The following is a 14,169-nucleotide window of genomic DNA, read 5'->3' on the forward strand; positions in this document are numbered from 1 at the left end:
AAAACAAAAGTGATTCCGTGAGTAGTGGCGAGCGAAAGCGGAAGAGGCTAAACCGTTTGCATGTGATACCTGTCAGGGGTTGTGTAGACGGTGTTGTGGGACCCGCCTTGAAGAGACTGACATTTCTTCGGGATGGCGCATGTGTTAGTGGAACGCCTTGGGATGGGCGACCGGAGTGGGTGAGAGTCCCGTACGCGAAAACGCATGTTGTTGTTCTTGGTGGTGTTCCCGAGTAGCAGCGAGCTCGTGGAATTTGCTGTGAATCTGCCGGGACCACCCGGTAAGCCTAAATACTTCCTGAAGACCGATAGCGGACGAGTACCGTGAGGGAAAGATGAAAAGTACCCCGGGAGGGGAGTGAAAGAGTACCTGAAACCGTGTGCCTACAAGCCGTCAGAGCTTTCGAGTGATGGCGTGCCTTTTGAAGAATGAGCCTGCGAGTTAGTGCTGCGTGGCGAGGTTAACCCGTGTGGGGTAGCCGTAGCGAAAGCGAGTCTGAATAGGGCGTTTGAGTCGCGTGGTCTAGACCCGAAGCGGAGTGATCTACCCATGGCCAGGGTGAAGCGTCGGTAAGACGTCGTGGAGGCCCGAACCCACCAGGGTTGAAAACCTGGGGGATGAGCTGTGGGTAGGGGTGAAAGGCCAATCAAACTCCGTGATAGCTGGTTCTCCCCGAAATGCATTTAGGTGCAGCGTCGCGTGTTTCTTGTTGGGGGTAGAGCTACTGGATGGTCTAGGGGCCTTACCGGGTTACCGAAATCAACCAAACTCCGAATACCAATAAGTGAGAGCGCGGCAGTGAGACGGCGGGGGATAAGCTTCGTCGTCGAGAGGGAAACAGCCCAGAACACCAGCTAAGGCCCCTAAGTGTGTGCTCAGTGGGAAAGGATGTGGGATTGCCCAGACAACCAGGAGGTTGGCTTAGAAGCAGCCACCCTTGAAAGAGTGCGTAATAGCTCACTGGTCAAGTGGTCCTGCGCCGACAATGTAGCGGGGCTTAAGCACACCGCCGAAGCTGTGTCATTGACACATTAGATCCGCTCAACCTTTCGGGGTTGTGTGTAGTCGTGTTGATGGGTAGGGGAGCGTCCTGCATCCAGTGAAGCCGTGGCGGAAGCTAGCGGTGGAGGGTGTGGGAGTGAGAATGCAGGCATGAGTAGCGAATGCAGAGTGAGAAACTCTGCCGCCGGATGACCAAGGGTTCCTGGGCCAGGCTAATCCGCCCAGGGTAAGTCGGGACCTAAGGCGAGGCCGACAGGCGTAGTCGATGGACAACGGGTTGATATTCCCGTACCCGAGCATGTGCGCCCATGATGAGGCAGTTGATACTAACCACCCAAAGCGCATGGTGAAGTCTTCGGATGGAGCTGTGTTGTGGAGCGTGGGATCTGATTCTGTAGTAGTCAAGCGATGGGGTGACGCAGGAAGGTAGCTCCGCCAGGCGATGGTTGTCCTGGTGTAAGCGTGTAGGCCGGAACATAGGCAAATCCGTGTTCCATATAGGCTGAGACGTGATGCGTAGCCGTTTGAGGCGAAGAGGGTGATCCTATGCTGCCGAGAAAAGCCTCTAGTGAGTGCATGCACGGCCCGTACCCCAAACCAACACAGGTGGTCAGGTAGAGAATACCAAGGCGATCGGGTGAACTGTGGTTAAGGAACTCGGCAAAATGCCCCCGTAACTTCGGGAGAAGGGGGGCCAAACACCTTGAAGTCCTTCGCGGACTAGGGGTGGGTGGCCGCAGAGACCAGCGGAAAGCGACTGTTTACTAAAAACACAGGTCCATGCGAAGTCGCAAGACGATGTATATGGACTGACGCCTGCCCGGTGCTGGAACGTTAAGAGGACCGGTTAATCCCTTCGGGGGTGAAGCTGAGAATTTAAGCGCCAGTAAACGGCGGTGGTAACTATAACCATCCTAAGGTAGCGAAATTCCTTGTCGGGTAAGTTCCGACCTGCACGAATGGCGTAACGACTTTCCGGCTGTCTCAACCACAGGCCCGGCGAAATTGCACTACGAGTAAAGATGCTCGTTACGCGCGGCAGGACGGAAAGACCCCGGGACCTTTACTATAGTTTGGTATTGGTTTTCGGTTCGGCTTGTGTAGGATAGGTGGGAGACTGTGAAGCGGTGACGCTAGTTACTGTGGAGTCAATGTTGAAATACCACTCTGGTCGAATTGGGAATCTGAACCTCGGGCCATGATCTGGTTCAGGGACAGTGCCTGATGGGTAGTTTAACTGGGGCGGTTGCCTCCTAAAGAGTAACGGAGGCGCCCAAAGGTTCCCTCAGCCTGGTTGGCAATCAGGTGTTGAGTGCAAGTGCACAAGGGAGCTTGACTGTGAGACAGACATGTCGAGCAGGGACGAAAGTCGGGACTAGTGATCCGGCACCACCTGGTGGAAGGGGTGTCGCTCAACGGATAAAAGGTACCCCGGGGATAACAGGCTGATCTTGCCCAAGAGTCCATATCGACGGCATGGTTTGGCACCTCGATGTCGGCTCGTCGCATCCTGGGGCCGGAGTAGGTCCCAAGGGTTGGGCTGTTCGCCCATTAAAGCGGCACGCGAGCTGGGTTTAGAACGTCGTGAGACAGTTCGGTCCCTATCCGCCGCGCGCGTAGGATACTTGAGGAAGGCTGTCCCTAGTACGAGAGGACCGGGACGGACGAACCTCTGGTGTGCCAGTTGTCCCGCCAGGGGCATGGCTGGTTGGCCACGTTCGGAAGGGATAACCGCTGAAGGCATCTAAGCGGGAAGCCTGTTCCAAGATGAGGTATCCCACCCCATGTGGGTTAAGGCCCCCAAGAGACGATTGGGTTGATAGGCCAGAAATGGAAGCACAGTAATGTGTTGTTGAGTTGACTGGTACTAATAGGCCGAGGACTTGCCTACAAAGATGTTACGCATCCACTCTACGGTTCTGAAACACCACGCGTGTTTCATAGTGTTTCGGTGGTTATAGCGCCAGGGAAACGCCCGGTCCCATTCCGAACCCGGAAGCTAAGCCTGGTAGCGCCGATGGTACTGCAACCGAAGGGTTGTGGGAGAGTAGGACGCCGCCGAACTAAATGTCAGGGTTAGGCCCCGGTTGAGAATCTTCACGGTTCTCCCGGGGCCTAACTCTATTTCCGCACCTTTTCGACCGCCGCCGGCCGGTCTAACGGACCATCCCCCGGCGGCCCCGTCCATCGAGCGCCCTTGACTGTGGACCGCGGCATCAGGCCCTCGCCTATCAGGTGCGGTCGTGGAGAGTGACTTGGTAGCCGTCGGGGTCGGCGAAGGTGAATGTCCGGCCGAAGGGGCCGTCGATCGGTGCGGAGACGATGGTGTGACCGTCGGCGACGAGCGCATCGTGAATGGGCTGGACGTTTGTGGCGTGGAGCCAGATCGCGGCGCCGATGCCGGGCTGGGCAACGGATGTGAGATCGGTGCCGGGAACGACTTCGCGGAGTGCGAACGCGATCGGCTTCGTCTCGAAGACGACGGCGTGCGGAGGTCCGGCCGGCGAGCGGACGAGGCCGAGGTACTGCTCGTAGAACGCCTGTGAAGCGTCGAGGTCGCGCGCTTGGAGCGAGATGAAGTCGGGGCCGGTGGCGGGCATGATGACGCTCCTTCGTTTCGTGTCAGGTTTCTGACACGGGCAATCTATGTCAGAATGCTGACATGAGTCAAGACGGTGTCGGCGTCGACCTGGAGACGTCACTGGGCTACCTGCTGAAAGAGGCGTCGAGTGTCCTGCGCGCAGCCATGGAGGAGGTGCTGCGGCCGCTCGGGATGAGCGTGACGCACTACTCCTGCCTCGAGCTGCTGGCTCAACGACCGGGCTTGTCGAACTCCGAGCTCGCGCGGGGCGCGTTCGTGACCCGGCAGACGATGAACGTGCTGCTCCAGGCCCTGGAACGAGAGGGCCACGTGACCAGGCCTGCGGAGGCACCCGTCGGAAAGGTTCTTCCCACGCGGCTCACGCCTCGCGGCCGACGGAGCCTTGAGAAGGCGACCGTCGCGGTCCGGTCCGTCGAGGTCCGAATGCTGGCCGGCATGACGGAGGCCGAGCAGTCAGGCGCGTTCCGGAGCCTGCGGAGCATGATCCATTCCCTGCGCGATGGCAACGACGGTGCATAGCTCGTTCCCTGACGCACGTCTCGCCGCGCCCGGATAGGCGTGCAGCCGAGCATGAAAGTCCGTGCAGGCAACCTCGAAACCGACAGACCCCGACTGCACCCTCTTCTGCGACGAGCCACAAAACCCCGGCACACAACCCACGCAGCGCCTCCAGACAACAAGAAAGGCGCCGGAGCAACAATCGCTCCGGCGCCTTCCGCCAGTCCATCACCCGCGTGCCTCACCCCAAGGCGGAGGTTCCCCAAGGCTCAGAGAGCCGAGCCCTTCTGCCAGTCCGTCCAGGACTTGGACCAGTCGCCGTACAGGTCCCACACGGGGAGCTGCGGGCCGCCCGAGTTGGTGACCTCCACGACGTCGCCGAGGCCGAAGTTCTGGAAGAACCATTCGGCGTTGGCGGCGTTCAGGTTGATGCAGCCGTGGGACACGTTGGAGCTACCCTGCTGGCCGACGCTGTTCGGGTTCTCGTGCACGAACTCACCGTCGTTCGAGATGCGCTCGGAGAACTTTTCGTCGGAGCGGTAGGCCTTCGGGTCGGGCGGGCAGACACCGTAGGTGCAGGAGTCCATCGTGTAGTTCGCCTGCTTGAACGAGATCACGTGCGGGCCGAGGTGCGTCGGCGTGGCGTCCTTGCCCATGGAGATCGGCATGGTCTTCACCATCGAGCCGTTGTGGAAGATCTGCATCTGCTCGGTGTTGCCGTCCGCCTTGGCGATCCAGGAGTCGTGCACCTTGTACGTCTCGGTGCGGTCCTCGGCGCCGAACACGCCGTTGCCGAAGTCGACGCCGTAGATCTTCGCCGAGACAGTCAGTGTGGTGTTCGGCTGCCAGTACTCCTTCGGCCGGTAGTGGACGTTCTGGTCGTCCATCCAGTACCAGCTGCCCTCCTGCTGCGGCGACGACTCCACCGACAGGGCCTTCTCCACGGCGGCCTTGTTCTTCACCTTGACGCCGAAGCTGAACACGATCGGCTGCCCCACGCCGACACCGGTCGACTTCACGGCCGACGGCGCCGGGATCAGGTTCGCGTTCGCCTGCTTCGACGGCGAAACCGTGGTGACGTTGCCGTCCTTCTCCACTGGCTTGCCGTCGGTGCCCTGGGCGTGCGCGACGATCTTGTAGGTGCCGCCGTAGCCGAGCACCTCGGAGTTGGTCCAGCTGGAGCCGTCCGTCGCGAGCTTGCCGGCGACCGACTTCCCCTTGGAGTTGGTCACCGTCACGTCGGTCAGCTTGCCGTTGGCGGCCTTGACGACGATCGGGGTGGTCGGGCTGATCCCGGAGGCGTCGGCCGGGTCGATCGACACCGTCGCCGGCGTGGCCGCGGAGGCCGCGCTCGTGCCACCCGGGGTCACGGGCGATGCGCTGCCCCCGGTGTCCCCACCGGAGGAGCAGGCCGAAACCAGCAGGGTTGCCGCGAGAATTCCGGCAACCGAAAGGAAAGTCTTCTTCGGGAACATTTTGTCTCTTTTGCGGGGTATCGCGGGCCGGCAGGCTTCTTCCATTCCAAAACTACGCGATCAGGAAGACGCCCCACGCAGCGGATAGGTGCATCGCAGTGGCGTGGATCACGCTGTGACAAGGCCTGGCGCGCCGTACAGACCGGGGCCGTCGACGACCAGTTCCTTCAGGTAGTCACGGGCCGAATGGTAGGCCTCGTCGGCGAGCTGGTCCGTCTTCGTGAAGTCGAGCGGGCTGACCCGCACGGGCGCCGGCCCGGGCAGGTAGACCACGGGTGCTCGCCGCGCCGCCGCGGGCGCCTCCAGCGCCGCCTGGTTGCGCATGCTGATCAACGCGGTGAACATCATCACCTCGGCGAACGTGCGCGGTGCACCCGGCATTTTGCCCGGAAACGCGCAGTCCAGGACCACAAGTGAGCGAGCGCCCATCGCGAGCGCCTGGCGCATCGGCACGTTGGCCACCAGGCCGCCGTCGTAGAGCAGCCGGCCGTCGTAGTCCACCGGCGGGTAGATCCCCGGGATGGCGCAGCTGGCCAGCAGCGGCTCGCGCACCGGCCCCGTGCGGAACAGCACCGGCTCGGCCGTGTCGACGTCCGTGGTCACCACGCCGAGCGGGAGCTCCAGGTCCTCGAAGCGCCGGCCGGGGCCGAGGTGGTCGTCGATGATCTTCGTGAGACCTGTGTTGGGGAACAGGTTCGTTTTGCTGTGGCGAAGCGTGCGCACCTGGCTGAACACGCCGCCGGGAAAGGCTTCGTGCTTCGTCATGTGCTTCCAGATGTCGTGCAGGCGCCCGAGCCGGTCGGCACCGGGCAGCGCCAGCACGGCCGCGTTGAGCGAACCCACCGACGTGCCCACCACGAGGTCGGGTGTCACACCGGCTTCGTCCAGCGCGCGCAGCATCCCGACCTGCGGCGCGCCCAGGCTCCCTCCGCCGCCGAGCACGAACGCCACCGGCCCGGGGAGATCGAGTGGGGTCATACCGCCGAATGTAGTAAGCGTGAGCGCTCACGGCGGCGTCACGGACGTGTGATGCCGCACCGGATCACTCCGCGACGCGGACCGGTTCCTCGGTCGGCTCGGGCGCCAGTGCCTTGCGCTTCTTCATGCGCACCAGGAAGAACACCAGCACCCCGACGACCACGGCCGCCGCCACGAGGAAGCCCGTGCTGAGCGCGCCCTCCACCTTCTTGGCCGCCTCGCCGAGCGCCGCGCCGAGGCTGATGTGCACGAGCGACCAGCACAGCGCGCCCGCGGCCGTCGCGGGCAGGAACTTCCGGAACGGCAGCCGTGACGCGCCTGCGGCGGCCGGCATTAACGTCCGCAGCACCGGCAGGAACCGCGCGAAGAACACCGCCCAAGCGCCGCGCCGCTCCAGCACGCCGGCGGCTTTGTCCCACGCGTCGAGGCCGTACTTGCGGATCAGCTTCGTCTCGCGCAGCCGTGGTCCGAACCGGCGGCCGAGTGCGTAGCCGACGGAGTCGCCGAGTGCCGCGCACACCGTGACCACGGCCGACAGCGTGAGGAACCGCGGTGTCGTGGTCGCGGTCGTCGCCGCGATGAGCAGCGCCGACTCGCCGGGAGCGATGAACCCCAGGCCGATGGTGCACTCGGCGAACACGAGCCCGCCGGCCGCGGCGACAAGGCCCGGTTCCGGGAGTCCTTGCAGCCAGTTCAGGAGATCCGTTACCAAAGCCACAAGGTAACTTTACGGATTCTTTGGAATCCGTCACTGCGCTCGGCCCGACCTCGGGGACTTCCCAGGGACTGCCCGTAGGGGCCGGGAACGACGAAGGGCCCGCTCGAGGTGAGCGGGCCCTTCACGAAGCGAACGCCGGTCAGCGTGCGAGCAGCGAGCTGGCTTCCTGCGCCGCCGGACCCTGCTCGGCCAGGTGCGCCAGGTTCTCCGGCAGCTCCTCACCGCGGTGGGCCTTGGTCTGCGCGTAGAGCCGTCCGGCGCGGTAGGAGGAGCGCACGAGCGGTCCCGCCATCACGCCGCTGAACCCGAGCGCCTCGGCCGTCTGGGAGTGCTCCACGAACTCCTCCGGCTTCACCCAGCGGTCCACGGGGTGGTGCCGCGGCGAGGGCCGCAGGTACTGCGTGATCGTGAGGATTTCGCAGCCCGCCTCGTACAGGTCGCGCATCGCGGACCCGACCTCGTCGGGCGTCTCGCCCATGCCGAGGATCAGGTTCGACTTCGTCACCAGGCCGGCCTCACGGGCCTTGGTGATGACCTCCAGCGAACGCGCGTAGCGGAACCCGGGACGGATGCGCTTGAAGATCCGCGGCACGGTCTCCACGTTGTGCGCCAAAACCTCCGGCCGCGAGCCGAAGACCTCGGCCAGCTGCTCGGGGTCGGCGTTGAAGTCCGGGATCAGCAGCTCGACACCGGTTCCCGGGTTCAACTCGTGAATCTGCCGGACGGTCTCCGCGTACAGCCAGGCGCCGCCGTCATCCAGGTCGTCGCGCGCGACGCCCGTGACGGTCGAGTACCGCAAACCCATGGCCTGCACGGATTCCGCGACCTTGCGCGGCTCGGTGCGGTCGAGGGCGGACGGTTTCCCGGTGTCGATCTGGCAGAAGTCGCAGCGGCGCGTGCACTGGTCCCCGCCGATCAGGAACGTCGCTTCGCGGTCTTCCCAGCACTCGTAGATGTTGGGACAGCCGGCTTCTTCGCAGACGGTGTGCAGGCCTTCACGCCGCACCAGGCCTTTGAGTTCGGTGAACTCCGGCCCCATCCGCACCTTCGTCTTGATCCACGACGGCTTCTTCTCAATGGGCGTCTCGCTGTTGCGGACCTCGAGCCGCAGCAACTTCCGCCCTTCAGGCGCAGCAGTCACGTCCACCACACTACGCCCGCGGTACCGGGCGAATCGCCTACTGCGGGTCGGGCGTGACGTTCGTCAAGCGGGCCGTCAAGTCCCACAATGCGGTCGCCGTCGCGAGGTCGCGGGCGGCGGCGAGCGGGCGCACCTTCGTGGGATGCCCGCGGGCGCCGAACAGGCGATCCGGGCCGTAGTAGTCGCCGCCCTCGACGTCGGGCTGCGTGGCCGCGTAGAGCTGCGGCAGCGCCCCGTGCGCGAGGTCCTGCGCCAGCACGAGGTTGCCGACATGCATCGTGCCGAGCATCAAGGCGCGCACGACGGGGTTGGGGTAGGACTTCGCCATGCCGGTCTGCAAACCGGTCTCGGTGTAGCCGGGGTGGGCGAGCACGCTGATCACCGGGGAACCGGCCGCGCGGAGCCGCCGGTCGAGCTCCAGCCCGAAGATCTGGTCGGCGAGCTTCGACTGCCCGTAGGCGGCGCCCGTGTTGAACCGGCCGTGCTCGAAGTTCGGGTCTTCCAGCCGGATGCGCGCGCCGGTGGCCGCCATGCTCGAGAGCGTGACCACCCGCGCCGCCGTGCCGCCGCGCAGCGCGGGCATCAGCAGCCACGTGAGCGCGGCCGGCCCGAGGTAGTTGGTGCCGAACTGCAGCTCGAAGCCGTCGGCGGTCTGTCCCTTGGGCGGGCCCATGAGGCCGGCGTTGTTCACGAGCACGTCGAGCGCGTCACCGGTCAGCTCGCGCACCGTCGTCGCCGCCTTGCGCACCGACGCGAGGTCGGCCAAGTCCAGCGGCACGAGCTCGGGCTCGGCGCCGGAGGCCAGCGAACGAACGCGCTCGAGAGCGGCGGCACCGCGCTCGGCCGAGCGGCACGCGAGCAGCACCCGCGCACCGTGGCCGGCGAGGACCTCCGCCGTGCGCAGACCGAGGCCCGAGTTGGCGCCGGTGACCAGGACGGTCCGGCCGGTCTGGTCGGCCAGGTCGGCCTCGGTCCAGCGTCGGTTCATGCGTTCACCTAACTACACGCCTGTAACTACGCGGTCACGCGCTGGGTGCGAGCAGGCGCATGAGGTGTCCCATGGGGCTGCGCCGCCGCACCGGGCGGTCCGCGCGGTCGCTGCCGGCGCGCACCAGCGAATCGAAGGCGTAGCCGACGCGGGTGATCTCCTCGGTGGGCTCGCCGGGCCCGGCCAGCCCCGCTGTGAGCGCCAGCGTGCGCAGCTCGCCCTCGTGCAGGTTCACCAGCGACGGGTGCCGGGTCAGCGCGCCGTCGAGCACCGCACGCAGCGTCTCGTGCTCGGACTGCGCGCGCCGCCACGCGCGGGAAACGGTGTCGACCTGGTCGCCGACGCCGTCGGCCGCGGCGTCCTCCGGGTCGGCCAGCTCGGCGCGCAGGTGCCCCCCGAGCACCTGCGTCCACTTGTACTGCAGCGCCAGCAGCAAGTTCTCTTCACAGCCGAAAACGTCGGTGGCGCCGGGGATCTCGGCGAGAACGAGCGGCTCACCGGGGGTGCGCTGCGCATAGCGCACGGCCGCCTCGAGGATCTCCCGGCGTCGGTAGAAGTCGGTCCAGCTCATGGTGTGGGCTCCCCTTCCGTGGCCCGGGTCGTACCGCGGGTTTGCGGCATACTCCCGGTACGGACCTGACGCAGTGAACATACCATGGGTATGGAGATCGCCGTCCGGCGTAAGGTTGTGAGGGTGCCGACAATGAGGTCCAGACGACTCGACTACTCGGAGTCCACACGATCCGCCCTGGTCGACAGCGCCGTCGAGCTGTTCACGAAACGCGGTTACGCGGGTACCTCGCTCGACGAGGTGGCCAAACGCGCCCGCGTGACGAAGGGCGCGCTGTACCACCACTTCAGCGGCAAGCAGGCTCTGTTCGAAGCCGCGTTCGACTCCGTGGAAAGCCTGGTCTACGACCGGCTGGAGAAGATCATGACCGGCCCCGGCACGCCGTGGGAACGGGTGCTGGGCGCGCTCAACGCGTTCATCAAGAGCTGCCTCGACCCGGCCTACCAGCGCATCGCGATCCACGAGGCGCCAGTGGTGATGGGCTGGGAACGCTGGCGCGAGGCCGAGGAGCAGTGCAGCTTCGGGCTCGTGCGGGCGGGCCTGCAGTCGCTCGTGGACGCCGGCGAGGTCGAGCCCGTGCCGGTCGACATCACCGCGCGGCTGCTGTTCGGCGCGCTGTCCAGTGCGGCCACGGAGATCGCGAGCGCGACCGACCCGAAGAAGATCGGTGAGCAGATCGAGGACGTGATCGTGCGGATGCTGCTGCGCCTGCGCCAGCCCGGCGAGGCGGGGGAGCGACCGGCCGCGAGCTGAGCGGCGTCCTGAACAGCGCCGTGGTTGCCAATCCGGCCAAAAGCAGGCCGACCCCCCGCGCGGCACGTAACCGTTGCTGCGAAGCCATTCGGCCGTGACTGTGGTCGGATTGGAAACGATCGGCACAGCTAGGCTGGCGCCATGGACTTGAGGATCTTCACGGAGCCCCAGCAGGGCGCCACCTACGACGACCTCCTGCGCGTCGCCCAAGCGACCGAGGCCGCCGGTTTCGACGCGTTCTTCCGCAGCGACCACTACCTGAAGATGGGCGACGGCGACGGCCTGCCCGGGCCCACCGACGCGTGGATCACCTTGGCCGGGCTCGCCCGCGAGACCAAGCGGATCCGGCTCGGCACGCTCGTCACCGCCGCGACGTTCCGCCACCCCGGCCCGCTCGCGATCTCCGTGGCGCAGGTCGACCAGATGTCGGGCGGGCGCGTGGAGTTCGGCCTCGGCGCGGGCTGGTTCGACACCGAGCACACCGCCTACGCGCTCACGCTGCCGCCGCTGAAGGAGCGCTTCGACCGCTACGCGGAGCAGCTGGAGATCATCACCGGCCTGTGGAAGACGCCGGTGGGCGAGATGTTCTCGTTCTCAGGTGAGCACTACACCGTCGTCGACTCGCCCGCGCTGCCGAAGCCGGCGCAGTCGCCCGCGCCGCCCGTGATCATCGGCGGCGGCGGCAAGAAGCGCACGCCCGAGCTGGCCGCGCGCTTCGCCGACGAGTTCAACCTGCCGTTCGCGAGCCCGGAAGCCGCGCTGGCGCAGTTCGAGCGCGTGGCCGCCGCGGCGGAGGCCGTGGGCCGCGACCCGAAGGAGATCCTGCGTTCGGTGGCGCTCACCGTCGCGATCGGCCGCGACGACGCCGAGGTGGCGCGCCGGGCCGGGGCCATCAGCCGTGACCTCGGTGAGCTGCGCGAGTCCGGCCTGGCCGGCACGGCGGCCCAGGTCGTCGACCGCATCGGCCAGTGGCGTGAGAAGACGGGTATCACGCGGCTCTACCTGCAGGTTCTCGACCTGCAGGACCTGGACCACCTCGAGTTCATCGCCTCGGACGTGGCACCGCAGCTGTGACTCACTCGTGAGGGGCGGCGCCGGTTCTGTTCGAACGCGGTTCTTATTCGAACGCAGTGCAGCCCCTCACGAGTTCTCAGTTCTGCAGGGCGAAGGTGACGCCCGGCGCCGAAGGCGCTTCCGGGCGCGGCAGCCAGCGGTCGTCACTCACGACCAGCTCACCTTCGAGCGCGGCCAGCACGGCGTCGCGCACCATCGGCAGCACCTCGGCCACGGTAACGTCGCGCTGCAGTTCATACGACAGCGACGTGACACCGGCGTCGCGGAGGCCGCACGGCACGATCGAGTCGAACGCGCCGAGGTCGGCGTTGCAGTTCAACTCGAGGCCGTGCATGGTCACGCCGCGCTGCACGCGGATGCCGATGGCGGCGATCTTGCGCTCGATGCCGCGGTCGTCGGCCGGGATCCACACGCCGCTGCGGCCCTCGACGCGGCCGGTGTGCACACCGAGCTGCTCGCACACCACGATCAGCGCCTCTTCGAGCCGCCGTACGTAGTGCATGACGTCGATCGGGTCGGCGAGCTCGATGATCGGGTAACCGACGAGCTGGCCGGGGCCGTGCCACGTGATCTTGCCGCCGCGGTCCACGTCGATCACCGGTGTGCCGTCGGCCGGCCGGTCCTCGGGCTCCGTGCGCTTGCCGGCGGTGTAGACCGACGGGTGTTCAAGCAGCAGCAGGGTGTCCGGTCCGGTCTGGTCGGCGCGCGCGGTGAGGATGTCGCGCTGCAGGTCCCAGGCCTCGGTGTAGTCGATCGTGCCGAGCTCCCGGACTACGACGGGTTCGGTGGCGGCACGGCAGGAATCGCTCGAAGAACTCACTCGTCGAGGCTACGCCCGTCGGGCCTGCGAAAGGGCACGAGCCGCAGTGCCGTCGCCGACACCAGGCCCATTCCCAGCACCGCGAGCGCGGCGCCGACGGTGTCCGTGACCCAATGCACACCCAGCACGATCCGGCAGGCCGCTGCCACGACGGTCGCGGCCACGGCGATCCCCACCGCCCACCGGACGAACCGCGGTGCGAACCAGCCACACACCAGCACCACGACCAGTCCGGTCGAGGCCACCGCGACGACGTGGCCGCTGGGGTAACTCAGGTCCGGGTACTCGCGCGGACGCCGGCGCAGGAACACGGGTTTGAACGCCAGGCTCGTCAGCCGGCACAGCACCAGCACGACGGCCAGCCGCACGCACAGCGACAGCTTCGAGCGGTCCCGCAACACCAGCGCGAGCAGTGCGACGCCCAGCACCCAGGGCAGCACGGGGCCGAGGACGTTCGTGACAACCCCCGCGACCAGCCCGGCGGGGTGCGTGTCCTCGCCGCGCAACGCATTCGCGACCTCCATGTCGAGCTGCAGCGGCTGCCGGTCGACGAGTAGGCCCAGCGCGACGAAAGCGGCGAACAGCACCACGCCCGTCGCGATCCAGCGGACGCGCGGCACGGTCATGTCGCGGCGGCCAGCGCGCTCTCCAGAGTGCGGTGGCGGAACTCGTAACCCGTGTGCTCCAGCCGCCGTGGAACGGCGCGCTGGCCGTACAACGCCATTTCCTCGCCGGCCTGCCCGAGCGCGAGCTTCAGCGCGACCCCCGGAACCCACCACGGCGCCGGCCGGTGCAGGGCTTGGCCGAGGGCTTTCGTGAACTCTGCGTTGGTGGCGGGCGCGGGGCCGGCGAGGTTGACCGGGCCGGTCAGCGTTTCGTGCTCCAGCGCGTGGACGAGGGCGCCGACCTCGTCGTCGAGCGAGATCCACGGCATGAACTGGCGGCCGTCGCCGAGTCGGCCGCCGAGGGCGAAGCCGAACAGCGGCCGCAGCACGTCGAGCAGGCCGCCCTTGCGCGCGAGTACGAGGCCGGTGCGGACGAGCACCACGCGGGCGCCGGCCGTGGCGGCGGGGGCGGTCGCGCTTTCCCACGTCGTGCAGAGCTCGGCCAGGAAACCCGTGCCCGTACCGGCGGTTTCGTCGACCACGTGGGAACCGGTGTTGCCGTAGAAGCCGACGGCGGAGGCGTTCACCAGCACCTTCACGCCGTGCTCGGCCACGGCTTCGGCGAGCACCTCCGTGGGCTCGACGCGGCTGTCGAGCAGCACCTGCTTGCGCATCGCGCTCCAGCGGCCCGGCAGCAGGGGTGCGCCGCAGAGGTTCACGACGGCGTCGACCCCGTCGAACGCGCCCTCGTCGATTCGCGCCGACGGCGGGTCCCAGCCGTGTTCGTCGGCCGCCCGCGCGGTGCGCCGCACGAGGCGGCGTACGTCGTGGCCGGCCGAGCGCAGCCGCGCCGCCAGTGCCGTGCCGATGAGCCCGCCGGACCCCGCGATGAGTACCCGCATGCCTGAGATCGTGTCCTATCCGTGCGTGTTCCGCACCCCCGG

13 protein-coding genes and 2 rRNA genes (1 of these 15 cut by a window edge) are annotated in these 14,169 nt (G+C 66.6%); 5 read left to right on the top strand and 10 right to left on the bottom strand.

Annotated features, from left to right (window positions below):
* Together K1T34_RS28875 and rrf are read left to right on the top strand one after the other, a co-directional pair.
* Positions 1-2,893 (top strand): 23S ribosomal RNA (locus K1T34_RS28875); it begins 223 nt to the left of the window's first position.
* A gap of 56 nt (positions 2,894-2,949) precedes the next feature.
* Positions 2,950-3,066: ribosomal RNA gene (rrf, locus tag K1T34_RS28880) — 5S ribosomal RNA — on the top strand.
* A gap of 167 nt (positions 3,067-3,233) precedes the next feature.
* Here rrf and K1T34_RS28885 read toward each other — a convergent pair.
* On the bottom strand, positions 3,234-3,602 hold the full coding sequence (locus K1T34_RS28885) for a VOC family protein (protein WP_220237913.1): 369 nt from the start codon (positions 3,600-3,602) through the stop codon (positions 3,234-3,236).
* Between the two features lie 62 nt (positions 3,603-3,664).
* On the opposite strand from K1T34_RS28885, the gene K1T34_RS28890 reads away from it, so the two are divergent.
* Positions 3,665-4,123 carry a MarR family winged helix-turn-helix transcriptional regulator gene (locus K1T34_RS28890; RefSeq protein WP_220237914.1) on the top strand — a complete coding sequence of 153 codons (459 nt, stop codon included), beginning with the start codon at positions 3,665-3,667 and terminating at the stop codon, positions 4,121-4,123.
* 248 nt (positions 4,124-4,371) lie between these two features.
* Here K1T34_RS28890 and K1T34_RS28895 read toward each other — a convergent pair whose 3' ends face one another.
* The 6 genes from K1T34_RS28895 to K1T34_RS28920 form a co-directional block, all read right to left on the bottom strand.
* Positions 4,372-5,577, bottom strand: a complete 1,206-nt coding sequence (locus K1T34_RS28895) for an Ig-like domain-containing protein (protein ID WP_220237915.1) — start codon at positions 5,575-5,577, stop codon at positions 4,372-4,374.
* A 108-nt stretch (positions 5,578-5,685) separates the two neighbouring features.
* Entirely contained in the window at positions 5,686-6,555 is an 870-nt protein-coding gene (locus tag K1T34_RS28900) for a patatin-like phospholipase family protein (RefSeq protein ID WP_220237916.1), read from the bottom strand.
* Positions 6,556-6,619: 64 nt separating this feature from the next.
* The gene (locus K1T34_RS28905) at positions 6,620-7,273 is read right to left on the bottom strand and encodes a DedA family protein (RefSeq protein WP_220237917.1); all 654 of its coding nucleotides are present in this window, start codon (positions 7,271-7,273) and stop codon (positions 6,620-6,622) included.
* 139 nt (positions 7,274-7,412) lie between these two features.
* Positions 7,413-8,414, bottom strand: coding sequence for a lipoyl synthase (lipA, locus tag K1T34_RS28910; RefSeq protein WP_220237918.1), 1,002 nt, complete (start codon positions 8,412-8,414; stop codon positions 7,413-7,415).
* Positions 8,415-8,451: 37 nt separating this feature from the next.
* Positions 8,452-9,402 carry an oxidoreductase gene (locus K1T34_RS28915; RefSeq protein WP_220237919.1) on the bottom strand — a complete coding sequence of 317 codons (951 nt, stop codon included), beginning with the start codon at positions 9,400-9,402 and terminating at the stop codon, positions 8,452-8,454.
* Positions 9,403-9,436: 34 nt separating this feature from the next.
* Positions 9,437-9,973, bottom strand: coding sequence for a hypothetical protein (locus K1T34_RS28920; protein ID WP_220237920.1), 537 nt, complete (start codon positions 9,971-9,973; stop codon positions 9,437-9,439).
* Between the two features lie 132 nt (positions 9,974-10,105).
* Between K1T34_RS28920 and K1T34_RS28925 the strand changes: the two genes are divergently transcribed.
* Positions 10,106-10,726, top strand: a complete 621-nt coding sequence (locus K1T34_RS28925; protein ID WP_220237921.1) for a TetR/AcrR family transcriptional regulator — start codon at positions 10,106-10,108, stop codon at positions 10,724-10,726.
* Positions 10,727-10,867: 141 nt separating this feature from the next.
* Positions 10,868-11,800, top strand: coding sequence for an LLM class F420-dependent oxidoreductase (locus K1T34_RS28930; protein ID WP_220237922.1), 933 nt, complete (start codon positions 10,868-10,870; stop codon positions 11,798-11,800).
* A 76-nt stretch (positions 11,801-11,876) separates the two neighbouring features.
* Here the strand turns inward: K1T34_RS28930 and lipB are convergent, their stop codons facing one another.
* The 3 genes from lipB to K1T34_RS28945 are packed head-to-tail and all read right to left on the bottom strand — an operon-like array spanning position 11,877 to position 14,127.
* The gene (gene lipB, locus K1T34_RS28935) at positions 11,877-12,620 is read right to left on the bottom strand and encodes a lipoyl(octanoyl) transferase LipB (protein ID WP_220237923.1); all 744 of its coding nucleotides are present in this window, start codon (positions 12,618-12,620) and stop codon (positions 11,877-11,879) included.
* Entirely contained in the window at positions 12,617-13,246 is a 630-nt protein-coding gene (locus K1T34_RS28940) for a phosphatase PAP2 family protein (protein WP_220237924.1), read from the bottom strand. Before K1T34_RS28940 ends, lipB begins: the two co-directional genes overlap by 4 nt.
* Positions 13,243-14,127 carry a TIGR01777 family oxidoreductase gene (locus K1T34_RS28945; RefSeq protein WP_220237925.1) on the bottom strand — a complete coding sequence of 295 codons (885 nt, stop codon included), beginning with the start codon at positions 14,125-14,127 and terminating at the stop codon, positions 13,243-13,245. The genes K1T34_RS28940 and K1T34_RS28945 overlap by 4 nt, the downstream gene beginning before the upstream one ends.
* Between the last annotated feature and the right edge of the window lie 42 nt (positions 14,128-14,169).

The organism is Amycolatopsis sp. DSM 110486 (genome assembly GCF_019468465.1).
Taxonomy (GTDB): Bacteria; Actinomycetota; Actinomycetes; order Mycobacteriales; family Pseudonocardiaceae; genus Amycolatopsis.